The organism is Bacteroides sp. AR29 (assembly GCF_900217715.1).
Classification (GTDB): domain Bacteria; phylum Bacteroidota; class Bacteroidia; order Bacteroidales; family Bacteroidaceae; genus Bacteroides; species Bacteroides uniformis.
Window position 1 is genome coordinate 108,474 of sequence record NZ_OBMS01000005.1, and the last position, 23,024, is coordinate 131,497.

General features: G+C 46.7%; 22 protein-coding genes and 1 tRNA gene. 14 read left to right on the forward strand and 9 right to left on the reverse strand.

All coding sequences use genetic code 11. The features are described 5' to 3' along the window. Window positions 1-10 precede the first annotated feature (10 nt). Both CSD97_RS04550 and CSD97_RS04555 read right to left on the reverse strand, forming a co-directional pair. The gene (locus CSD97_RS04550) at window positions 11-769 is read right to left on the reverse strand and encodes a LytTR family DNA-binding domain-containing protein (RefSeq protein WP_022400779.1); all 759 of its coding nucleotides are present in this window, start codon (window positions 767-769) and stop codon (window positions 11-13) included. A gap of 65 nt (window positions 770-834) precedes the next feature. Next, on the reverse strand, window positions 835-1,743 hold the full coding sequence (locus CSD97_RS04555; RefSeq protein WP_005834356.1) for a DUF6268 family outer membrane beta-barrel protein: 909 nt from the start codon (window positions 1,741-1,743) through the stop codon (window positions 835-837). Window positions 1,744-1,989: 246 nt separating this feature from the next. Between CSD97_RS04555 and CSD97_RS04565 the strand changes: the two genes are divergently transcribed. Further along, window positions 1,990-2,430: a DUF6078 family protein gene (locus CSD97_RS04565; protein ID WP_009037613.1), complete on the forward strand. Its 441-nt coding sequence runs from the start codon at window positions 1,990-1,992 to the stop codon at window positions 2,428-2,430. A gap of 208 nt (window positions 2,431-2,638) precedes the next feature. Here the strand turns inward: CSD97_RS04565 and CSD97_RS04570 are convergent, their stop codons facing one another. Next, window positions 2,639-3,490: a PepSY-like domain-containing protein gene (locus tag CSD97_RS04570; RefSeq protein ID WP_057098022.1), complete on the reverse strand. Its 852-nt coding sequence runs from the start codon at window positions 3,488-3,490 to the stop codon at window positions 2,639-2,641. A 166-nt stretch (window positions 3,491-3,656) separates the two neighbouring features. Here CSD97_RS04570 and metG point away from each other — a divergent pair, with 166 nt between their 5' ends. From metG to CSD97_RS04605, 7 genes are all read left to right on the forward strand, one after another. Next, window positions 3,657-5,699: a methionine--tRNA ligase gene (metG, locus tag CSD97_RS04575; RefSeq protein WP_009037611.1), complete on the forward strand. Its 2,043-nt coding sequence runs from the start codon at window positions 3,657-3,659 to the stop codon at window positions 5,697-5,699. Between the two features lie 92 nt (window positions 5,700-5,791). Next, entirely contained in the window at window positions 5,792-7,237 is a 1,446-nt protein-coding gene (locus CSD97_RS04580) for a lipopolysaccharide biosynthesis protein (protein ID WP_098032005.1), read from the forward strand. Further along, window positions 7,234-8,145, forward strand: a complete 912-nt coding sequence (locus tag CSD97_RS04585) for a beta-1,6-N-acetylglucosaminyltransferase (protein ID WP_098032006.1) — start codon at window positions 7,234-7,236, stop codon at window positions 8,143-8,145. Before CSD97_RS04580 ends, CSD97_RS04585 begins: the two co-directional genes overlap by 4 nt. A 64-nt stretch (window positions 8,146-8,209) precedes the next feature. After that, window positions 8,210-9,079 (forward strand): LicD family protein, encoded by an 870-nt coding sequence (locus tag CSD97_RS04590; RefSeq protein WP_005834345.1) that lies wholly within the window; start codon window positions 8,210-8,212, stop codon window positions 9,077-9,079. Between the two features lie 15 nt (window positions 9,080-9,094). Beyond that, window positions 9,095-10,111 (forward strand): hypothetical protein, encoded by a 1,017-nt coding sequence (locus CSD97_RS04595; protein WP_005830833.1) that lies wholly within the window; start codon window positions 9,095-9,097, stop codon window positions 10,109-10,111. Between the two features lie 40 nt (window positions 10,112-10,151). Further along, on the forward strand, window positions 10,152-11,417 hold the full coding sequence (locus CSD97_RS04600) for a glycosyltransferase family 4 protein (protein WP_022400783.1): 1,266 nt from the start codon (window positions 10,152-10,154) through the stop codon (window positions 11,415-11,417). Beyond that, window positions 11,410-12,156, forward strand: a complete 747-nt coding sequence (locus CSD97_RS04605; RefSeq protein WP_022400784.1) for a glycosyltransferase family 2 protein — start codon at window positions 11,410-11,412, stop codon at window positions 12,154-12,156. The genes CSD97_RS04600 and CSD97_RS04605 overlap by 8 nt, the downstream gene beginning before the upstream one ends. 265 nt (window positions 12,157-12,421) lie before the next feature. On the opposite strand, the gene CSD97_RS04610 is transcribed toward CSD97_RS04605, so the two are convergent. Further along, window positions 12,422-13,138, reverse strand: a complete 717-nt coding sequence (locus CSD97_RS04610) for an NAD-dependent deacylase (protein WP_022400785.1) — start codon at window positions 13,136-13,138, stop codon at window positions 12,422-12,424. Window positions 13,139-13,320: 182 nt separating this feature from the next. On the opposite strand from CSD97_RS04610, the gene CSD97_RS04615 reads away from it, so the two are divergent. The 6 genes from CSD97_RS04615 (at window position 13,321) to CSD97_RS04640 (ending at window position 17,393) form a co-directional block, all read left to right on the forward strand. Next, complete coding sequence (locus CSD97_RS04615; protein ID WP_022400786.1) at window positions 13,321-13,914, forward strand: FKBP-type peptidyl-prolyl cis-trans isomerase; 594 nt, start codon at window positions 13,321-13,323, stop codon at window positions 13,912-13,914. Window positions 13,915-13,933: 19 nt separating this feature from the next. Continuing rightward, a complete protein-coding gene (locus tag CSD97_RS04620; protein ID WP_005830844.1) occupies window positions 13,934-14,800 on the forward strand; it encodes an FKBP-type peptidyl-prolyl cis-trans isomerase in 867 nt (288 codons plus the stop codon). A gap of 230 nt (window positions 14,801-15,030) precedes the next feature. Next, a complete protein-coding gene (locus CSD97_RS04625; RefSeq protein WP_005830846.1) occupies window positions 15,031-15,495 on the forward strand; it encodes an Lrp/AsnC ligand binding domain-containing protein in 465 nt (154 codons plus the stop codon). Between the two features lie 9 nt (window positions 15,496-15,504). Continuing rightward, window positions 15,505-15,816: a DUF4491 family protein gene (locus CSD97_RS04630; protein WP_005834338.1), complete on the forward strand. Its 312-nt coding sequence runs from the start codon at window positions 15,505-15,507 to the stop codon at window positions 15,814-15,816. Window positions 15,817-15,908: 92 nt separating this feature from the next. Continuing rightward, window positions 15,909-15,982: transfer RNA gene (locus CSD97_RS04635), tRNA-Ile, on the forward strand. A gap of 142 nt (window positions 15,983-16,124) precedes the next feature. Then, window positions 16,125-17,393: a phage integrase SAM-like domain-containing protein gene (locus CSD97_RS04640; protein ID WP_098032007.1), complete on the forward strand. Its 1,269-nt coding sequence runs from the start codon at window positions 16,125-16,127 to the stop codon at window positions 17,391-17,393. A 206-nt stretch (window positions 17,394-17,599) separates the two neighbouring features. Here the strand turns inward: CSD97_RS04640 and CSD97_RS19020 are convergent, their stop codons facing one another. The 5 genes from CSD97_RS19020 to CSD97_RS04665 all read right to left on the reverse strand — a co-directional run bounded on the left by CSD97_RS19020 (window position 17,600) and on the right by CSD97_RS04665 (window position 23,022). Beyond that, entirely contained in the window at window positions 17,600-18,049 is a 450-nt protein-coding gene (locus CSD97_RS19020; protein ID WP_227186979.1) for a hypothetical protein, read from the reverse strand. Between the two features lie 9 nt (window positions 18,050-18,058). Then, the gene (locus tag CSD97_RS19025) at window positions 18,059-18,712 is read right to left on the reverse strand and encodes a hypothetical protein (RefSeq protein WP_227186981.1); all 654 of its coding nucleotides are present in this window, start codon (window positions 18,710-18,712) and stop codon (window positions 18,059-18,061) included. Window positions 18,713-19,027: 315 nt separating this feature from the next. Next, window positions 19,028-21,127 carry a family 20 glycosylhydrolase gene (locus tag CSD97_RS04655; RefSeq protein WP_227186982.1) on the reverse strand — a complete coding sequence of 700 codons (2,100 nt, stop codon included), beginning with the start codon at window positions 21,125-21,127 and terminating at the stop codon, window positions 19,028-19,030. A gap of 23 nt (window positions 21,128-21,150) precedes the next feature. After that, entirely contained in the window at window positions 21,151-21,450 is a 300-nt protein-coding gene (locus CSD97_RS19030) for a hypothetical protein (RefSeq protein ID WP_133303133.1), read from the reverse strand. Window positions 21,451-21,462: 12 nt separating this feature from the next. Next, window positions 21,463-23,022 carry a DUF4434 domain-containing protein gene (locus CSD97_RS04665; RefSeq protein ID WP_098032008.1) on the reverse strand — a complete coding sequence of 520 codons (1,560 nt, stop codon included), beginning with the start codon at window positions 23,020-23,022 and terminating at the stop codon, window positions 21,463-21,465. Between the last annotated feature and the right edge of the window lie 2 nt (window positions 23,023-23,024).

A 23,024-nucleotide genomic window follows, 5' to 3' on the forward strand; every position in this document is an offset into this window, starting at 1 on the left:
AACTTATAACTCATACCACTCCGTCCACCCATTTCAAGAAATCGGCCACGCGACTGCGGCTCACCAATACCTCGTGCGGGCACTCCGGCTCGAAGTAAAGCTTCAAGCGACTGCCGAAGTACCTGGAACTCTTCCGGATGGACCTAATGTTGGATATGCAGCTCCTTGAAACCCTAAAGAAAACATCCCTATCCAGCATTCCCTCCAACTGGTCCAGCGAGTAGCTGATGATATACCGTTTCCCGGAGAAGAGGTGCAGATAAGTCAGCTTGTCCTCACTATAAAAGAAAGCGACATCCGGAGTTTCTACGTAGCGGAAGGTATCGCCCACCTGCACCAGAAAACGGTTCTTCTTGTTGGCTGCCAAGTAGCCGAGTTCCAGTTGCCGATATTCGGGAGCCGCAGAACGGAGGGCACTGTTGTGCTCGAACTTGCACAAGGCTGCTTCTAGGTCGCTTTCTTCAATGGGTTTCAGCAGATAGTCGATGCTGTTTACCTTGAAAGCTTTGATGGCATATTCGTCGTAGGCGGTGGTGAAGATAACGGGCAAATCGACGGGACACTGCTCGAATATCTCAAAGCTCAACCCGTCGGACAAGCGGATATCTACAATCATCAAGTCCAGGCTGCCCTGACGCAAGAGCAGTACAGCCTGCTCCACGCTCTCTGCCCAGCCCGCCAACTGCCAGGAAGGGCGCAGCCGTTGCATCATACGCTTCAGCTCTTCGTAGGCGAAGCGCTCATCTTCTACTAATAAATACTTTACCATAAAACGTGTCTGTTATTGCGACAAAGATACTATTTTACCTCTTGTCTTTACTAAAATGGCATTTGTCATTTCAGCGTATACCTGAATCCCACCGTCAGGCGCAGAGTCGGTCTGAAGCAAGGCTCGTCCTCATCGTTCTTGAAGTTATTGAGAAAACCTTTCAAACTACGGTCCGACATACTTATTCCGCGTATCCAGTTACCGCCCACTCCCAGATAAACAGCCGTCTTCCTACTCAACTGGTACGAAGGACTGATGTATGACCTCAGCATGACGGTAGAATAGATTTTCGATTTCCCGTCGACTTCCATCACGGCAGACATGCCGTCCATATCGAGGGCGGTCAGTTCCAGCTTCAGCTTCTTGTTCAGCCAGGTGGCGACGGACACTTTCATGCCGCTGGACATATCCACTTTCAGCTCATACCTGCCGGCATTCCTCCAACTGAAGTACATCATGGGCAGTATCATCGGGATACCGTAAGAGTTCGTCAACCCCGCACCGATGCCCAAGTCGAGGTTCTTCCGCAGTTTATAGACAAAGATGATTGCTCCATTAGCCAGTAGGGTCTTCATGGAAACCCCGTCCAACGGGGCATAGACACCGCCGCCCACAGAGGCTATGATACTCCACTTGTCGGACAGGGGACGGATGTGGGAGATATTCAGACTGGCATTCAGCAGATTGTCCGGATTCAACTCCCGCGCCTGCCCCTTATTATGGAATACGCCATAGGCAGCATTGACGGTTGCCGACCACGCCACCAGCCTGCCCTTGTCGTCATGCCTGACGGAAAGCGGCAGGTTATACCTTCCCGATACCATCATCAAGCTGCCCGAACCATACTCGTTGCCGAGGTCATCCTTCAACGAACTTTCGGGCAGATAGTCGTAACTGATATAGCCTTGCCCCCGGCAGCAGAACGGCCACGCCGCAAGCCACAACACCAATAGAATCACAGAGTTTGTCTTCATGGGAATATGCAAATGTTTTCTGCAAATATAGGCCTGCGGCAAGTAAGCGGGAAGCATTTACGGACGGGATGCGGAATGGGGAGGACGAAATGCGGAAACCGGAAGGCGGAATGATTCCATGTTTTACGTTACGCATTTCACGTTACGTAAAATACATAATATTTTCGGGATAAAACAAATATCAGGTGAAGCACCCATCAATCTCCAAACTAATTGTACCTTTGCGGAACTTTAAACAAAAAAATGATGAAAGAAGAAACTTTCGATTATTCCAAAGTTCCCCATAACTTCGGCTTATGCGCTACTGACACATGCCCTTATACTGACACCTGCCTGCGCCGGATTGCATATACGTATGCACCCTCAAACAACATCTTCCTATATGTACTGAATCCGAAAGCAATAGAGTCCACAGCGGGAAAATGCAAATATTATTGCTCGAATAAGAAAGTGCGCTATGCCAAAGGCTTTATCCATACGGCAGAAGCCATCTCTGTCGGCCAGTCCGGCACGTTCCGCTACCGGCTCATCGGCTTATGGGGTATCCGAAGATATTATCAGAAGCGGAAAGGGGAAACTTTGCTCTCACCAACCGAGCAGCAACAAGTCATTGCAATTGCCCGTAACTTAGGACTCCAACGGACGGAGTACTTCGACGCTTATGTAGAAGAGTACGACTTCACATGACAGCTCCGGTCACCTCACATGATAACTCCGGTTACCCCAAACGGTAACTTCATTTACACTACGAGGTAAAAGGCTTTACACTATGGTGTAACGACCGTTACAATATGGAGTAACGGCCGTTACACCCTATGGTAAACGGCTTTACATTAGAAGGTAAACAAGCGGTAAATACAATACGCTGATTTAAAGGGAAGTATTCAGTATAAGATTATGGCAGTATTTCACCTTCCGCTGTCACCTTTACGTAGATTTCCCTTTCCCCTTGCTCCATCTCTACCAAAAAGTAACTGCCATCGGGAGTCTCAATAAAGTCGGCATCATCAATGACATAACCGGGATGGGCAGCCGTAACGGCGTTCTTCACTACATCCTCCAGATGTCTCTTGCTGATGTCCCAGGTAGTATAGGCCCATGCACCCTCAGCGGTGAACATCACATCCTTGCTGATACTTCCGTGCACGATTTCGACTTCCGTCATACCGTTCTTTTCTTTTTCAATATCCACAATGCGGGCATTGGGATATTTCTCTGCTATAAAATCTTTGATGGCAGCGGAAATATCAGAAGGGAGATAATCTTCGGGAGAACCGCCGTTGTGCGCATCGGCCACTTCCTTCACCAGAATGCCGTCCTCCGAATAATAGAGGTCCATTTCCTGATTACCTTTCTCCACTTCGATGATGTAGACAACAGCCATTTCCTTACGTTCCAGCTTGTCTACATCTTCCACCTTCCATACATTATAATAGGTACTACTCTCGTAAGAGCTTCTCACCGGAGCGGGAAGGTCTGCATAACGGAGGTCGGTTTCGGTCATCTGCCATACACCGTCTTTGGTGAACCAGGCCTCCTTTTCGAAATTGTCCTCATGGAAATCAGCCACATAATATGCACCTTTTGTTTCCCATTCTATACGCTGGGCATTGGGATGCTCCTTGGCCAACGCATTACTCAGTTCCGCGGGCACGGAGATTCCGTCGTTGTCGTCATCATCACAGCTTTGCAAGGCAAAGGCAAACACGCCTAACGCCAATAATAAGAAGTACTTTTCCAGTTTCATAGTCATTTCGTTTTTTTACATTATCAATACCAAGTTTGTTCATTTTGTATGGCAAAGATGAAGCCTAAATCTGGAAAGAATCTGGAAGAATACTCATATTTTGCAGAAAACAGCTATCTTTGTGCCACTAAAAGCGTTCATAACAAAAGAGATACATAATAACACAATGGAAAAGAAATTCAAACGTACCACCGTGACATCGGCATTGCCGTATGCCAACGGCCCGGTTCATATCGGACACCTGGCAGGCGTTTATGTTCCTGCCGACATCTACGTCCGCTACCTGCGACTGAAAAAGGAAGATGTAATCTTCATCGGCGGTTCCGACGAACACGGAGTGCCCATCACCATCCGCGCCAAGAAGGAAGGCATCACCCCGCAAGACGTGGTAGACCGCTATCATACGCTTATAAAGAAGTCTTTCGAAGAGTTCGGTGTTTCCTTCGACGTGTACAGCCGTACTACTTCAAAGACGCATCACGACACGGCTTCCGACTTCTTCCGCAAGCTGTACGATAAGGGAGAATTCATCGAAAAGACCAGCATGCAGTATTACGACGAAGAAGCCAAGACCTTCCTTGCCGACCGCTACATCACCGGCGAATGCCCCCACTGCCATGCCGAAGGCGCTTACGGCGACCAATGCGAGAAGTGCGGCACCAGCCTCAGCCCCACGGACCTGATTAATCCGAAGAGTGCCATCAGCGGCAGCCAGCCCGTGATGCGTGAGACGAAGCACTGGTATCTGCCGCTGGACAAACACGAGGAATGGCTTCGCCAATGGATTCTGGAAGACCATAAGGAGTGGCGTCCCAATGTTTATGGCCAATGCAAGAGCTGGCTCGACATGGGCTTGCAGCCGCGTGCCGTGAGCCGCGACCTGGATTGGGGTATTCCCGTTCCCGTAGAGGGCGCCGAGGGCAAAGTGCTCTATGTATGGTTCGACGCCCCTATCGGCTACATCAGCAACACCAAAGAGTTGCTGCCCGACACATGGGAGAAATGGTGGAAAGACCCCGAAACGCGTCTGGTACACTTCATCGGAAAAGACAATATCGTGTTCCACTGCATCGTGTTCCCCGCCATGCTGAAGGCAGAGGGTAGCTACATCCTGCCGGACAACGTGCCGAGCAACGAGTTCCTGAACCTGGAGGGCGACAAGATTTCCACTTCACGCAACTGGGCGGTATGGCTGCACGAGTATCTCGTTGACTTCCCCGGCAAGCAGGATGTGCTGCGCTACGTGCTGACCGCCAACGCACCGGAGACAAAAGACAACGACTTCACCTGGAAGGACTTCCAGGCACGTAATAACAACGAGCTGGTTGCCGTTTATGGCAACTTCGTGAACCGCGCCCTGCAACTCACCAAGAAGTACTTCGACAGCGTAGTGCCCGCCGCAGGCGAACTGAACGACTACGACCGCGAGACGCTGAAAGAATTTGCCGACGTCAAGGCAGAAGTGGAGAAGTTGCTGGACGTATTCAAATTCCGCGACGCACAGAAGGAAGCGATGAACCTTGCCCGCATCGGAAACAAATACCTGGCAGACACCGAGCCGTGGAAGCTTGCCAAGACAGACATGGAGCGCGTAGCCACCATTCTCCACATCTCGTTGCAGTTGGTCGCCAACCTTGCCATTGCTTTCGAACCGTTCCTGCCCTTCAGCAGCGAGAAGCTTCGCAAGATGCTGAACATGGACAGCTTTGACTGGGCAGAGCTGGGACACACCGACCTGTTGCCTGCCGGACATCAGCTGGGCACCCCCGAACTGCTGTTCGAAAAGATAGAAGACGACGTCATCCAGGCACAAGTAGACAAGCTGCTTGCCACCAAGAAGGCAAACGAAGCCGCCACCTACAAGGCAAACCCCATCAAGCCGACCATCGCCTTCGAAGACTTTGAAAAGCTGGATATCCGCGTAGGTACAGTGCTTGAATGCGAGGCAGTGCCCAAGATGAAGAAGCTGCTGAAGTTCAAGATTGCCGACGGGCTGGAAAACCGCACCATCGTCAGCGGCATTGCCCAGCACTACAAACCGGAAGAACTGGTAGGCAAGCAAGTGCTGTTCATCGCCAACCTCGCTCCACGCCAATTCAAGAACGGGCTGGTAAGTGAGGGAATGATTCTCTCTGCCGAGAATTATGACGGCTCGCTGGCGGTGACTTCACTGCTGAAAGAGGTGAAGCCGGGCAGCGAGGTGAAATAAAACAGTAACAAGGTAACGAGTTAACAAGGCTACAAGGAGGAAGGAAAAGCCTCGTGGCCTTGTTAACTCGTTGCCTTATCAACCAATAAACTATGTCCGATACATCACTCAAAGAAAAAACAGCCAAAGGCCTCTTCTGGGGAGGATTCAGCAACGGCATACAGCAGTTGTTAAATCTGGGATTCGGAATAGTCCTTGCCCGTCTGCTGGATGCTTCGGATTATGGTATGGTAGGGATGCTTACCATCTTCTCCGCCATTGCCGCCGCCTTGCAGGAGGGTGGGTTCATTTCGGCACTGACCAACCGGAAGGAGACTTTGCACAAGGATTACAACGCCGTGTTCTGGTTCAGCCTGATGTGCAGCACTACTATATATATATTACTCTTCTTTGCCGCACCGCTGATTGCCGACTTCTACGATACGCCCGAGCTGATACCGCTGTCCCGTCTCTCCTTCTTGGGATTCGTCATTTCCAGCATGAGCATTGCACCGAGGGCATATCTATTCAAGAACCTCAGAATCAAGGACACTACCGTCATTTCTATTTCAAGTCTGATAGTCTCCGGCATTGTGGGCATCACATTGGCGGCAAACGGATTCGCCTATTGGGGGATTGCATTGCAAAGCATCTCTTTCATTACCGTAATGACGATTCTTAACTTCTACTTCTCGCATTGGAGACCCCGCTTCCGGTTCGACTTTACACCCATTAAGGAGATGATAGGGTTCAGCAGTAAGATAATCATTACGAATATCTTCACCATAATCAATAACAATTTGTTTTCCGTCTTGTTGGGTAAGTTCTATTCGGAACGGGAAGTGGGTAACTTTACGCAGGCAAACAAGTGGAACGGCATGGGACATACCACGATTACGGGCATGATAAACGGCATTGCACAACCCGTCTTTACCCGGGTTGCCGACGACAAGGCACGGCAACTTGCCGTATTCAGAAAGCTGCTACGCTTCACCGCCTTTATCTCTTTCCCCGCCATGCTGGGATTGAGCTTGGTATCGAAAGAACTGATTATAATCACTATCACGGAGAAGTGGCTGCCCAGTGCCGATATCTTGCAACTGTTATGTATTTGGGGAGCATTTATTCCCGTCATCAATCTGTTCTCCAACCTGCTCATCAGCCGGGGGCATTCTTCTATCTATATGTGGAGCACCATCAGCTTGAGCCTGCTGCAAATAGTAGCTGTATGTGCCATATACCCATACGGGTTGGAATGGATGCTGCGTATTTTCGTCATTATCAATATCGGCTGGCTGTTTGTATGGTTCCGTTTTGTCAAGAGGGAGATAGGATTAAGACTGCGCGATATGCTGAAAGACATCTCTCCTTATCTCTCCCTATCCATTGTACTCGTAGTGTCAACTCACTATGCCACTCAGCCCATAGAAAACCTATACTTAAATATGGCAGCCAAAATCATTATGGTAGCTGGGCTTTATGCACTGGTTTTGTGGAAACTACAATCTACCATCTTCCGGGAAAGCATTGAATTCCTCTTAAAGAAAAAAAGAGCATGAGCCGCATAGCCTACATCATATCCGCCTACAAGGATGCCCCACACTTGGCACGCCTGGTTGCCGCACTGGATGACCGGGCAGACTTCTACGTGCACATCGACCTCAATGCCGATATACACCCTTTTGAAGAAGCCTTGGGAGACAAGGTCACTTTCGTGCCCCGCCACCGGATAAGCTGGGGAGGATGGGAACAAGTGGAATACCAGAAAGAATTGCTTACCGCCGTATTGCACAGCGGTATCCCCTATACCCGCGTAGTATGCCTGAGCGGGCAGGACTACCCATTATGGAGCAACAACGCCATCCACCGCTATTTCGAGGAGCATCAAGACACTGAATTCATCGGCGGTTTCAACCTGACACACTGCACCGTGAAACAGCAGTTGCACAAGATAACCCATTACCACCCTTTCCGTGACCTGCCTTGGAAGAGTATATGGTGGAAGAACAAACTCATCGTAGCATCGCGCAAGCTGGCACAGATACTCCCCATCCGGAAAGCCCCTTTCGCACCCTTGGAAGGCAAGCAGGCAGATGTCTATTTCGGTTCTGACTATTGGGCCATCACGCTGCCCTGCGCACGATATGTATATGAAAAGTTGTGCACGGAGGAGAAACTGGTGAAGTATTTCAGAACCAGCTTTGTACCCAGCGAACTGTGCATACAGACCATCGTATTCAACTCCCCTTTTGCCTCAAAAGGGCTTCTTTTAGAGGGGGAATACCCCGGACTTACCCGTCTCACCCCCTTGCACTACATAGACTACGGCGCATCCATCCGCGTGATGACACTCGAGGACCTGCCGGTATTGCGGCAGTCTGGAAAGATGTTCTGCCGGAAAGTAGTAAGCGGGGAGTCCGACACACTGATAGAAAAACTCAAGTCCGATTTCGCAAAAGAAGATTGAAATGGAAAGTGCTCCTTTCAACTATTATCATTATTTTTGCAGACATCAATCAAAAATGGTATCCATGGTGAAGCAATATACCCCAGAAGAACTGACCCAACTACATCAGGTGCTATACGAAATACTGGAAGAGATTGTGCGCATCTGCGACAAACACAATATTCCCTATTTTGTAATCGGCGGAACAGCAATAGGGGCACTCTATGACAAAGCGATTCTTCCTTGGGATGACGACATAGATATAGGTATGAAACGGGAAGACTACAATAAGTTTCTCCAGATAGCTTCCCAAGAACTGAGAGAGCCATACTTTCTTTCATGGATACATACCGACCCTCATAGTCCTTATTACTTTGCCAAAGTCAAGAAAAACAACACCTTATTTGTCGAAGAGATGTTTAAAGATGTACCTATGCATCAAGGAATCTTTGTCGATATATTCCCTTTTGACCGTATTCCAAACAATAAGCTATTAAGGAAGATACAATATGAAGCTGTCAACTTTCTGAAATGCTGCCTGATGGGAAAAGAGGTATGGCTATGGAAACACTTCGGAAAATGTCAAATATCCAACCCTACCAATCGTGGAGCTGTTGCCTGCCTTCTGAACCGGATAGTTGATATGACACTCTCTAAAAAGACAATCTACCGTTTGATGGTGATAATGCAAAGTTGTTTCAACTCATGGAAAACTTTGTATTACAACAATGTGATTACCACTACCGACCATGTTTTGGAGACGAGTCTCAACCATTTACAACCAATCAAATTCGGTCCACTTTATCTGAAAGCACCTGATGGATTGGAAAACTTTCTACGGTACAACTATCCCACTTTACACCGGTATACAGAAGAAGAGCAGGACAAGATAAACAATCATTATCCGGCAGTTCTTTCTTTCAACATACCAAATGACCATATAGCCACCTCCTAATCCAACAAAATTGCCATGAAACCAGCCCTTGTAGATGTATCTGTACTGATTCTTTTCTTCAACCGCCCCAAACTGCTGGCGCAAGTATTCGAACAAGTGAAGAAGGCACGCCCCGCACGACTGTTTCTCTATCAGGACGGCCCGCGCGGCGAGCGTGACATGCCGGGCATAGAAGCTTGTCGCAAAGTAGTGGCAGACATCGACTGGGAATGCGAAGTACACCACAACTACCAAGAGAAGAACTACGGCTGCGACCCATCGGAATACATGGCACAGAAGTGGGCATTCTCCTTGTCGGACAAATGTATCGTGCTTGAGGATGACGACGTGCCTGCCGTCTCTTTCTTCGGCTTCTGCAAGGAACTGCTCGACAAGTATGAGCACGACACACGCATCAGCATGATTGCCGGATTCAACAACGAGGAGATTACACCGGACATCACTTCCGACTACTTCTTCGCCACCACCTTCTCCATCTGGGGATGGGCGAGCTGGCGGCGGGTGACGGACCAATGGGATGAATTCTACACCTTCCTGGACGACAAGGAGAACATGCGGCAACTGAAGAACCTCATCCACACACGGCGCTACCGCAAAGACTTCATCTACATGTGCCAACGCCACCGCGAACACGGGAAAGCCTATTACGAAACCATCTTCCACGCTTCCATGTTGTTCAATTCGGGTCTGAGCATCGTGCCCACCCGCAACATGATAAACAATCTGGGAGCCACTGCCGACTCCACCCACTTTGCCGGCTCCGTGCACACCATGCCGCGCGGTTACCGCCGCATCTTCACCATGAAACGCCACGAAGTGGAGTTTCCACTGAAGCACCCTCGCCACGTCATCGAGAACACAGCCTACAAGGATAGCGTTTACCGCATCATGGCATGGCGGCATCCCTGGATAAAGATTGCACGGTCGTTCGAGGAACTGGCGTTGAACCTACGGTACGGCAACTTCACCATCATATGGCAAACGCTGCAAAAGCGTATCCGGAAATGGACGAAACAAGACCGGCATCTGTAACAAGAAAAAACATTCAAAAAAGAAGAAACGAACAACAGTCATGAGAGTACTACTTATCAATACCTCCGAACGCATCGGCGGCGCAGCCATCGCCGCCAGCCGTCTGATGGAATCACTCAAGAACCACGGCATCAAAGCCAAGCTGCTGGTACGCGACAAGCAGACCGACCAAATCTCCGTTGTGTCACTGGACCATAACTGGCGCATGGTGTGGAAGTTCGTCTGGGAGCGCATCGTCATCTGGAGCGCCAACCGCTTCAACAAAAAGAACATCTTTGCCGTGGACATAGCCAACACGGGGACAGACATCACCTCACTGCCCGAATTCCAGCAGGCAGACGTCATCCATCTGCACTGGATAAACCAAGGGATGCTCTCGCTGAGGAATATCGAGAAGATTCTCGCCTCGGGCAAGCCCGTCGTCTGGACCATGCACGACATGTGGCCCTGCACCGGCATCTGTCACCATGCCCGCGAGTGCACCCGTTACCGGCAGGAATGCCACAACTGCCCCTTCATCCACGGAGGCGGAGGCAAGCGTGACCTTTCCTACCGCATCTTCCGGAAAAAGCAGAATCTATATCGCAACCGTCACATCAACTTCGTCACCTGCAGCCGCTGGCTGGAAGAACGTGCCCGGACAAGCGCCCTCTTCTGCGGACATGCCGTGACGTGCATCCCCAACCCCATCAACACCAACCTCTTCAAGCCCCGCAACCGACAGGAAGCCCGCAGCCGTTGCCTACTGCCGCAAGACAAAAAGCTCATGTTGTTCGGCTCGGTGAAGATTACGGACAAACGGAAAGGCATCGACTACCTGATAGAATCGTGCCGACTGCTGGCTGACAAGCATCCCGAACTCCGGGAACAGTTGGGTGTCGTCGTCTTCGGCAACCAATCGCAACAACTGGAAAACCTGCTTCCATTCAAAGTCTACCCGCTGAACTTCGTCAGCAACGAACACCAACTGGTGAACATCTACAATGCCGTGGACATCTTCGTGACCCCCTCGCTGGAAGAGAACCTGCCGAACACCATCATGGAAGCCATGGCATGCGGCATTCCCTGCGTCGGATTCAACGTGGGCGGCATCCCTGAGATGATAGACCATCTGCACAACGGCTACGTGGCACAATACAAATCCTCGGAAGACTTTGCCAACGGCATCTACTGGACGCTGACCGAACCCGACTACCCCAGCCTCTCGGAACAAGCCTGCCGGAAAGCCATCTCCCACTATTCGGAGAACGTCGTCGCCAAGAAATACATTGACCTTTACAACAAAGTGACCGGAAGAAATGCATAACCACCCCACCCCGAAATTCAGCATCATCACCGTGACCTACAATGCCGAAGCGGTACTGGAGGACACGATTCAAAGCGTTATCTCGCAAACCTACCACCACGTAGAATACATCCTTGTGGACGGTGCGTCCAAAGACGGCACGCTCTCCATTATCGACCGTTACCGCGACCGCATCACCCGCATCGTGAGCGAACCGGACAAGGGACTGTACGACGCCATGAACAAAGGCATCCGCCTTGCCACCGGCGATTACCTCTGCTTCCTCAATGCCGGCGACAGCTTCCACGAGGACGACACCTTGCAGCAGATGGTGCGTTCCATCTCCGGCAACGAACTACCCGACGTGCTGTACGGCGAAACGGAACTGGTGGACAAGGAAGGTCACTTCATCCGCATGCGCCGCCTCGCCGCCCCGGAAGTGCTTACCTGGCGAAGCTTCAAGCAGGGCATGCTGGTCTGCCATCAGGCCTTCTTTGCCAAAGCTTCCCTTGTAGAACCCTACGACCTGCAATACCGCTTCTCCGCCGACTTCGACTGGTGCATCCGGGTGATGAAGAAGGCACGGACCTTGCACAATACCCATCTCACCCTCATCGACTATCTGGAAGAGGGAATGACCACCCAGAACCGGCAAGCATCCCTGCGCGAACGCTTCCGCATCATGGCGCGGCATTACGGACTGATGAGTACCGTAGCCCATCATGCCTGGTTCGTATTACGGGCCGTGATAAAGAAATAGCACAAATTTCGAGGACAAATATACTTTGTTCCCGCAAGACCTATACCTTGCGGGAATCTCCCCTATACCCAGCTCTCTACAGTATAGGAGTGAGTACCCAAAACATCCCCATGTTTTCACCTAAAACATCCGGATGTAATGGGGCAAAACATCCCCATGTTTTGGGGTAAAACATCCGGGTGTTTTGGAGAAAGACATCCGGATGTTCTGCATATTAAGTCCTATACCGTGAGGGGCTAAGTCCTAAGACGTAGGAGATTAAGTCCTAAGGCAAAGGAGGCTGGGTAACTGTAAGCAGCGCCTTCAACTCTTTTACCCCTTCCGAAGCTCCCTTTTGAATGACATGTATCGGACGCATGACGTGCGTGTCCACCGGCTTGGGGTCTATCAGATACACTTCGGCGGCACGGGGCACGTAGTTCAGCAGTCCCGCAGCGGGATAAACGTTCAGGCTGGTGCCGATGATGACGAAGATGTCCGCCTGCTCCACATACCGGATGGCAGTCTCAATCTCCGGCACCGACTCGCCAAACCACACGATGAACGGGCGGAGCTGCGTACCGTCGCCCGCCTTGTCGCCCAACTTTACTTCATATTCCTCCGGCGCCAGTTCCTTGACGAAATGCGGATTATAAGGGTCGCGGCTGGAACAAACCTTCGTCAGTTCCCCATGCAAGTGTATCACGTGCGTACTGCCGGCACGCTCGTGCAGATTATCTACGTTCTGGGTGACGACCGTTACATTGAAATCCCTCTCCAGGTCGGCAACGCCCAGATGCCCGGCATTCGGCACCACATCGAGCAACTGCTTGCGACGTTCGTTATAGAAATTAATGACCTGTTCCGGATTACGTGCATACCCCTCGGGAGTCGCCACCTGCTCCACCGGATATTTGTCCCATAATCCGCCCGCATCACGGAATGTGCTGATGCCGCTCTCGGCGCTCATACCAGCACCCGACAATATGACCAAGTTCTTCATTTTCCGCTCCTTTCCTTTATTAAAGTAAGACAAATATAAGAAGAATGTTCAAGTTGTGATATAAATAAGAAAAATTAAATACTTAAAAGCCTTATCATTCAAATAAAAGACGTACTTTTGCCACTCATAAATTTGCAATAGACTGGAAAAGAAACCAATCCGGTCGTCAACAAAAGAATCTTATGGACAAATTCAGTTATGCTATCGGCCTTGGAATAGGTCAGAATCTTTTAAGCATGGGTGCCAAAGGCATTGCAGTAGATGACTTTGCACAAGCAATCAAAGACGTTTTGGAGGGCAACCAGACGGCAATCAGCCACACAGAAGCCCGTGACATCGTCAACAAGTACTTCGCCGAACTGGAGGAGAAGATGAACGCAGCAAACATAGAAGCCGGCAAAAAGTTCCTGGAAGAGAACAAAAAACGCGAGGGAGTTGTTACGCTTCCCAGCGGACTTCAATACGAAGTTATCACAGAAGGAAACGTCGGTCACTATGCCAAAGCAACCGACCAGGTACAATGCCACTACGAAGGCACACTGGTTGACGGAACGCTGTTCGACAGCTCCATCAAGCGCGGCCAGCCTGCCACATTCGGTGTAAACCAAGTGATACCCGGTTGGGTGGAAGCCCTTCAGCTTATGCCCGAAGGTGCCAAGTGGAAACTCTACATCCCCAGCGACCTGGCATACGGAGCGCAGGGTGCCGGCGAGATGATTCCTCCCCACAGCACGCTCGTATTCGAAGTCGAATTACAGAAAATTTTATCTAAATAAACAAACAAGTAAAAGCAAAATGAAAAAAGTAACATTTCTCATGGCTCTTGCAGTAGCTGCCGGCATGGCATCTTGTACTGCTCAAAGTCCGAAAGCTGATTTGAAGACGGACATCGACTCATTATCTTACGCCATCGGTATGGCACGTACAGAAGGTTTGGACCAGTATCTTGCACAACAAGGCATTGACTCAACCCAGATGTCAGAATTCCTGAAAGGTTTCAACGAAGGCGCAGCCAAAATCGATAAGAAAGACGTGGCTTACATGGCCGGTCTGCAAGTAGGCCAGATGGTCAGCAAGCAATGGGTGGAAGGCTTCAACCAACAAATCTTCGGCAACGACTCCACACAGAGCATCAGCCGCGAAAATCTGCTGGCAGGTTTCGTAGCAGGTGTCATCGGCAAGGGTGGTGCTATGGATATGATGAAAGCTCAAGAGTACATGCGTACTCAGATGGATGCCATCAAAGAAAAAGCAACTGCAGAAAAGTATGCTGACAACAAAGCTGCCGGTGAAAAGTTCCTGGCTGAGAACAAGGCTAAAGAAGGTGTAGTAACTACCCCGAGCGGTCTGCAATACAAAATCATCACCAAGGGTAACGGTGCCGTTCCTGCCGACAGCAGCAAGGTGAAAGTAAACTACAAAGGTACGCTGATTGACGGAACAGAATTCGATAGCTCTTACAAGCGCAACGAACCTGCTACTTTCCGTGCCAACCAGGTAATCAAAGGCTGGACAGAGGCCCTCACCATGATGCCCGTCGGCTCTAAGTGGGAACTCTATATCCCCTACGACCTGGCATACGGTTCAAGAGAAACCGGTAGCCAAATCAAGCCGTTCTCTACTTTGATATTCGAAGTGGAACTGCTGGGTATCGAGAAGTAATGTAACAATCCGAAGGGAGGGGCAAAACCCTCTTGATACTTCTTTTAGGCGCGGATTACGAGGAATAACGCGGATTTGGTAAACTAAATCCGTGAAATCCGCGTAATCCGCGCCTTATCGTTACCCCTCACTTTTATTCATTTTTCCGTCCCTTTTTATAGATAAATTAAAATAAAGTCCTATATTTGCTTACTATTTGATAACTACAAGAACTTTACTTATTTACTATTATGGAAAAAATAGACAATCTTGACCGGCAGATTCTGGAAATCATTTCCCAAAATGCCCGTATCCCTTTCAAGGACGTAGCTGCTGAATGTGGCGTGTCACGTGCTGCCATCCATCAACGTGTACAGCGCCTGATTGACCTTGGCGTTATTGTTGGCTCAGGCTATCATGTAAATCCCAAGTCCCTTGGATACAGAACCTGCACTTACGTAGGAATCAAGCTGGAAAAGGGCTCCATGTATAAGACGGTAGTTGCTGAGCTGGGCAAGATTCCCGAAATCGTAGAATGCCACTTCACCACTGGTCCGTACACCATGCTGACTAAGGTATATGCCCGCGACAACGAGCATCTGATGGATTTGCTGAACAACAAGATGCAGGAGATTCCTGGCGTAACCGCTACCGAGACCTTGATTTCCCTGGAACAGAGCATCAAGAAGGAGATTCCTATTTGCCCCGAGAAATAACGAACAACAATGGATTTCTTGAACGAATATCATCTGTCGGGCCTTGTCATAGGTATCTGCACATTCCTCATCATCGGCTTGTTTCACCCCATAGTTGTGAAAGCCGAATATTATTGGGGCACCAAGTGCTGGTGGATTTTCCTTTTACTCGGCATCGGCGGCATCATTGCCTCCCTTTATACGGAGAACATCATGATAGCCTCCCTTTTGGGCGTCTTTGCATTTTCCTCGTTCTGGACCATCAAGGAGATATTCGAGCAGGAAGAACGAGTGAAAAAAGGCTGGTTTCCCAAGAATCCAAAACGAATTTATAAGTTCTAAGGACAAAGGTTATAAGGAATTTTATCCAAAAGTCTTGCATATTTCAATAGAAAATGCTACTTTTGTCCCCGCTATCCAAGCAAGGATGCATCGGACTTGTAGCTCAGTTGGTTAGAGCAACAGACTCATAATCTGGAGGTCCCTGGTTCAAGCCCAGGCTGGTCCACAAACTAAAAGGCTCATCTCTAACGAGATAGAGCCTTTTTTAGTTCATGGAGACCTCCGATTAAGGGTCTGTTGCTTGGTTATATTTAGTATTGTATTAGGTATTTGTTGACTAATTGTTGACTGATTTAAACATTACTAACATGCTGACTATCAAAGCTGAAATCAAGAAGAGTGAACTAAAAGTTGACGGAACGTACAATGTTAAGATTAGATTTACTTTAGACCGTAAGGTTAAAAGACTATCAACTAATCTATTTATAACTTCAAAAGACCTAACTAAATCCCTCAAATTTAAAGAGGACACTTCCATTAAGAGAGCGATAGATAGACTGGTACTTTATTACAGAGAACAGTGTTTCAAACTGCAATTAGACCAAAATCATTATTCGTTAGATGAGATAATTGAGTTCTTAAACGGAGAACAAGAGAAGCAACAAACCATTGACTTTATAAAGTTCAGTCGTGAGTGGATAGCCTCAACCACTATCAAAGGTGCACCTAACTACACCACTGCCATTAATGCCTTAGTCCGTTTCATAGGTAAAGAGGAATTGGATATTAATTTGATTACCCTTGACTTCTTAGAAAGCTTTAAAGCATTCTTGAATAAAGAACGTGAGATACGGACTAAAAGATTAATGCAGCAGGGTAAACGGGTACCTTCCAATCGTTCACTCTCTCTATATTTGATAAGCATTAAGAAGTTATTCAATGAAGCCAAGAAGAAATACAATAAGAAGGAGAAGAATTTAATCCTAATCCCCAACTCACCCTTCATGGAACTTGAAATACCCAAGCAGGAAGCAACAAGAAAGAGAGCCATATCCGCAGATATTATAAAGAAGCTATGGAAGCTACCCTATAAAGATATGAAGAAAGGCTACAAATCTACCTGCCATTATAATTTGGCAAAGGATTGTTTCATTCTATCATTCTGTCTTATGGGAATCAATTCAGCAGACCTTTACAATGCCACTGAAATGGAAGGTTATACAATCGTCTATAATCGTACCAAGACGAAAGACCGTAGATTGGATAAGGCTCAAATGAAGGTTGACATACCCAGATTAATCCTGCCTCTTGTTGAGAAGTACAAGGATAAGACTGGTAAACGTCTCTTCAATTTCTATCAATACTATGCTGACGAGAAGGATTTCAATAAGGCTATCAACTACGGCTTAAAAGAAATTTGTACAATATTAGAAATTGACGATTTGGAATACTACGCAGCAAGGCATAGTTGGGCTACCATTGCACTTAATAAAGCTGGCATTGATAAATATATAGTCCATGCAGCACTTAACCATATTGACGATGCAATGAAAGTAACGGACATCTATATTGAACGTGATTTCGTAAATGAGAACAAGGCTAATACTAAGGTTGCGAAGTACGTGTTTGGCAAGTAAGCTAATAATTCCCCACTAAAAATCTACTGAGCTATAATTAGTCGCTATCCTTTTTCGGCTTCCACATGCTTCAAAGGTAGAATGCCTAAAAAGGATATCAAATCAACACTTCAGTAATTTAATGGATATCAGTTATATACAAATTAAAACATATAATTATACGCTATCCTATTTCTAGTGTATAAGGGAAATACTAGACTATATATCTAAAAAACGACATCAAACGAAACAAATGCAGGTTCTGGCAGATTCCCCAGCCCGATAATCTTATGCAATTTTGTACACAAAGCCATCTGATAGATTCGTTTATCCAATATCAACTTGGCTATGGGTACTCCCGAGTAATTGAAAACCAGCACCTTGTTCGCCATGGATTTTTGCGGGTCATTATAGTCATACTCGCTTAAAAGTTGATCTAAGTACAAAATATAGATATATTGGTCATCCATTGCCAAATCCAACACCTGCCCAAAGCTTCTTGCCTTACTAAACAAGAGGTTATAGTCTTTACATTCATAAAAAGACCGATCAAAATAAAAGTTCCAGTCTTTTACCATGGTTCCATTTTCCAGGTGGTATTTAGCAAGATACGGCAGTTTGCTAGGCGCAAACACCATATGCCCGTCATGCGCCGACAGATAACCTTTCAAATTCATCCGTGAAGACTAGACAGAAATTTTGTTCCCCACCGGAGATTCGCCGAACCTCTGTAAAGGCTGCAGATTGGCATCCAGTAAGGAAAAGAAACTACCGTCCTTTCCGCACAATAGGGAGACAAAATGCTGTTCATCCAGTCGTACGAAATTATAATCTGCAGGATTGAGCTCACCTTGCACACGCTTATAAGGAGTTTTTTTTCTGGACAGCTCTTCAATTTCAATAGCATTTCCGTTGCCTTTTAGAGACATCACTGCCAACATTTGTATATTGACATCATTCAAACCGAAGGTGTTTTCGTGAGCGTATGTAATTATTGGCTGTAGGAACTCGCCAGGACCATTTCCCAATGAACCCCAAGTATGGATTTTTTTCATACCCGAAGGAATGGAATATACATGGCAAAAATCATTTTGGGCGACATGCGTCATTACCAAGAATGTATCAACACAGTCAATCCATCCCATATTAATCAGCAATTCTGTATCAGATTGCTCACCATCTACTCTAATCTCCTTATCAAAGGCTGGAAATTCTGTTTTAGATTCGAAGCTACAACTTGACAAGAAGCATAGAAGAATGAATATAATAGAAGTTGTTTTCTGCATAAGTACTTCAAAGCAACATGTAGAATAATCAATGAGCCCTACTTTAAGTTTCACTTTACATCTTATTACATATCTGTTGTAACAAGCTAATGGCTAAAAGTGAAATTTAAAGCAGGCTTAATAATTGCACTTTAGCACTAATCATTATATCCAACCAGGCCTTTTGGTATGACCCAGCAAAATATTTTCACCATAATCTCCGTCAGGATATATTACAACCATTGAATATAAATCAGGGAATTATCACTATCCTTTTTCAACTTCCACATGCTTCAAAGATGAAAAAGCATTAGTGTCCACCAATGAATTCTTACAACAAATTAAAGGCAAAGAATAACCTAAAATGGATCCTTGTAACATGAACTCGAATTACTTTTGCAGTACTTTCAAATTTAACAATTGCCCACTAAAATTTCCAGTAAAAGCTAATGGAAAAACAAGAGTGGACTGGTAGTACACCACCTCCTCGCCAATTTTATAAAGTATCTTTTTATCCAAAGTCTGATGTAGTTTTCCATCAATGTATAAACTTGTAGAGGTATGGTCACCTTTAATCACAATTTGTACCCGTTGACCGATAGGAAACATATAATCAAACTCATTTAAATAACCATCTGACCAGAATGCCAATTTTCCAGACTTTGGGCTACTCTGATACAAAATGGCATTGGAAGATTTAAAAAGCACACTGCCCTTATCTGCGGATTTTGCAGTGAAATCAAAAGCCACTTCATAATCATACCCTACTTCTTCTATCAAAAGCTTTTGATTCCTTTTCAACTTCGAGACTTGAAGCACTTTCCCATCCATCGTTTTTACCTTTGCTCCAATATTCACTCCCGGAGCTTCCGACAAAGCACGACGGCAAGAATCAAACCGTGCGAAAGACAAATCATCCACAGCACCGGTCCACATTTTCAAGCTTAATGTCTGCATAGCAGGATACGCACGATGATGAATGTCCTTGAAAGTAATCCCATTTCCAATGTAATCATTCCATACGGCAAACATTCCCCCTTTCACACGCCTATCATTCCGACTAAATATTCTATCATCAAACATATAGGGTTCCCAGTTATTAAAAATCCACTCTATATTCAGGTAATCGTGGTAATAGAGTGCCGTCAATGGTATTATGTACAATTGGCTACATGCCACATTCACCAATCCAAATCCCAATTCGGCCATTTCAAAGGGATCGGCATAACCATTGTACCAAATGTCCAATAGTACCTCGTCAGACTTCACAGGAAGATCTCCTCTGGCATGCGTCAATGCACCCCATGCCACCGCTTTCTTCCCAAAACCCTCCACATATTTAATGTAATAATCAGTAAAAAAGCGAAACTTTTCAACAACATTAGGATCCGAATTATCGTATTCATCTGTACCAATATGCACTTCTTTACCCCTAAACACCGGATTTTCTCCACCTAAATACTCTGCAAACAAGCTGTCCAAGAACAAATAAGTCTCCGGATTAAACAAATCCAGGTGATCCTCTCCGTACTCCTTACTAGCAATTTCCGGCTTATAGCGCGTAAAGGCCAATGAATGCGCAGGCACATCTATTTCCGGCAAGACAGTCACTCCATACTGCTCGGCTAACATCTGAAGTTCAACAAATTCTTTTTTTGAATAATGAGCCCCCTCCGTGGCCAATCCCGGAAACACGGTACTTTCTAATCGGAAAGCTGCGGGTGTTTGCGACCAGTCATTGCCATAGAACTTTTTAAAGCCGTTGTCATTCAAATGAATCTGGAAACAATTCATTTTATAATAGGACATTATCTTCACATAATCCCTCAAAAAGCCAATGGGGACAAATTTACGTCCTACATCCAACATAAATCCACGCTTAGGATAATTGGGCCAATCTACAGCCACTCCCTGCGGCACCGCCCCATCATACTGTTCCATCATTTGAAGAATGGTCCGAGTTCCCCAAAACACTGCCTGCGTCGTTGCACCCGTCAACACCATCCGATCAGACACATCCAAATAATACTTCTCCCGATTCTCTTCTGTTTCTTTTCCAGCCAAAGTCAAAAAAATATCTCCCGAGCAGGCAGAAACGCCTTCCGCCACCTTATATTTCCTGCCAAACATCACTGCTAAATCTTCGGCAAATGTGTTTGCCACCGGATTGAGTTCTGCTGCATAGCGGGGGTCCAACACCAACCGACACGATGAGCGCCAATAGCCATCCCCGCCTTTCCACTCCTGTAATGCCGGTATCACAAATGGCCTAGAATTTTCTGCCTTTAGCCCTGGCACAAATAGTATGCAAGACACTGCTCCCAATAACACACCTGCCTTAAACACCTGCAACACTTTACCAAAGAGAAACTGCCCCAAAAACAAAATAGTCATTTTCACATCACGAAATATCCACCTCATGTAGTTTGGTCCAAAAACATCAATCCAAGCATTATGCTTGGTAATCCATCTATCCAAAGCAAATTCCATACTATTTATTTTAAAGTTTCAGTTCACTCTACAAGAGTGATTTTTTTTACAAAAGTAACTCCATGATAAGGGACTTGTGTCCAAAATCCCCCTTTATACTCCCCTAAATCCTTTTGATGCCACAAATCACGAACAGAGACTTTTTCTGTATTTCCAAGGCTGCACCATAGACTATTAATCTGTGGAACCTCAGGTGCTTTGGGGGTTAGGATATATTTCTCCTTTGCCATCGATTTTGACCAAGAAGGAATTGGTACAATTTCCCCGCGGCCTACACAAGCAAGAAACAGCCACACCGTTAATAAACACAAACTCACTCTCATCTCAACTGGTCTTTATTTTATCACCGGATTAACAAACAACTCATCCATATACACTTGTTGCGAAGCTTCGAAAGCCACCTTCATATAACGGATGCTTTCATCCAATTGATCAAATAACAAGTTTTCAATCCATGCATCATGCCGATTGTTCGGGAAATGGGGAGTATCCTTGATAGAAGCTAATCTATATTCTTTTCCATCCAACGAAGTGAACAGATAAACTTTCAGCGGCATACCTATTCCATCTAAATTATAGTCCAGCATACGAAGCATGACTTTCCGTAGTCTGGTCTTTTTCTGCAAATCTACCACAAGCTCATGATAACCTTTCTCGAATTTCACCCAACGGGCATCTTTACTGTCTTCCTCGGCAACCCTGCCATCAAGCAATGCCTTCAAATCCGCTTTTCCCAACACCATGTCAATGGTAGCCCCGTTAGCCAATCTCTCCATAAAGGCAGCTTCGGCCAATTGCCAGCAGCCAATCCGCCTTTTCCAGGCCATATAGTCATTGTATACTTTATGTGACCACACCGGTTGCCCCAACTGATAAGTTGACGTGGGGCTTTCTATGATTCCACAAACCATAAATGAGATAATCCTGTCAACCCCTGCCACAGAAGCAGCCACTTGTTGAGATAAAAGACGCGGATAAGCGGCAGGAATCAAGGCCGAAGAACGGTCGTTGGTTCCCTGTTCCCAAGTGAAAGTCTCACAATTGGCCCACATCTCAATATTCAGACGGTTGTGGATGTCTCTCAACCGTTTCCAAGTCTTCTTTAAGCGAGGCAACATGAATTTATCGCGTACACAGCCCACTTCGTCCTGATAGGCTATGATGTCGACTTTCAGCTTTGCCAATTGTTTCTCATACTCCGGATTATCAAAATCAGACAGTCCGATACCATAAGGAGAAATCAGTGTCTTCTTATCCGGAGTCAATGCTCTTGCCTTTTTGGTCAATGCATTAACCGATTGTACAGCATGTTCTGCAAAAATGGGGCAAAGACAATCCTCTACCGGCAAATACCAGCCATAAAAGGCTTTATGATTTTTATAAAAGACGGCCAGTTCCTCCATAATTTGCAATTGGCGTTGTTTGATAGCAGGATCCTGCAAATTATCATCCTGGTCTTTTGCCCATCCAGTACTCATAAAAACCTTCATGTCATATCGGGCAGCCTCATCAAGAATGGCTTCCACAGGACTCTGTTTATCTTTATCATACCACCAGGGCATTAATTGAGAGGGATAATAAGCCTTACCCTCATTGGCAACTTCCATGAATACCAGATATTCAATGCCCATAGCTGACAGTTCCCGCACTTTAGCTTTCCATAATTCCGGATCCGTATTATCAAAACTCTGCGGATTGGTATATCTATTACGTACATCCTTATATGCCAGATTTATCCAAGTACCAGTAATGGGCTTCACCCTCAAAACAGATTCCTTCACCTTCTGTTTTCTCTGTCGGCCAGGAACATCATTGCCAGCAAAAACTACTGCCGACGGCAGTACGGCTGATATCATCAGTACCCCCAATAGGATTGGCAGAAAAATCCTCTTCATAA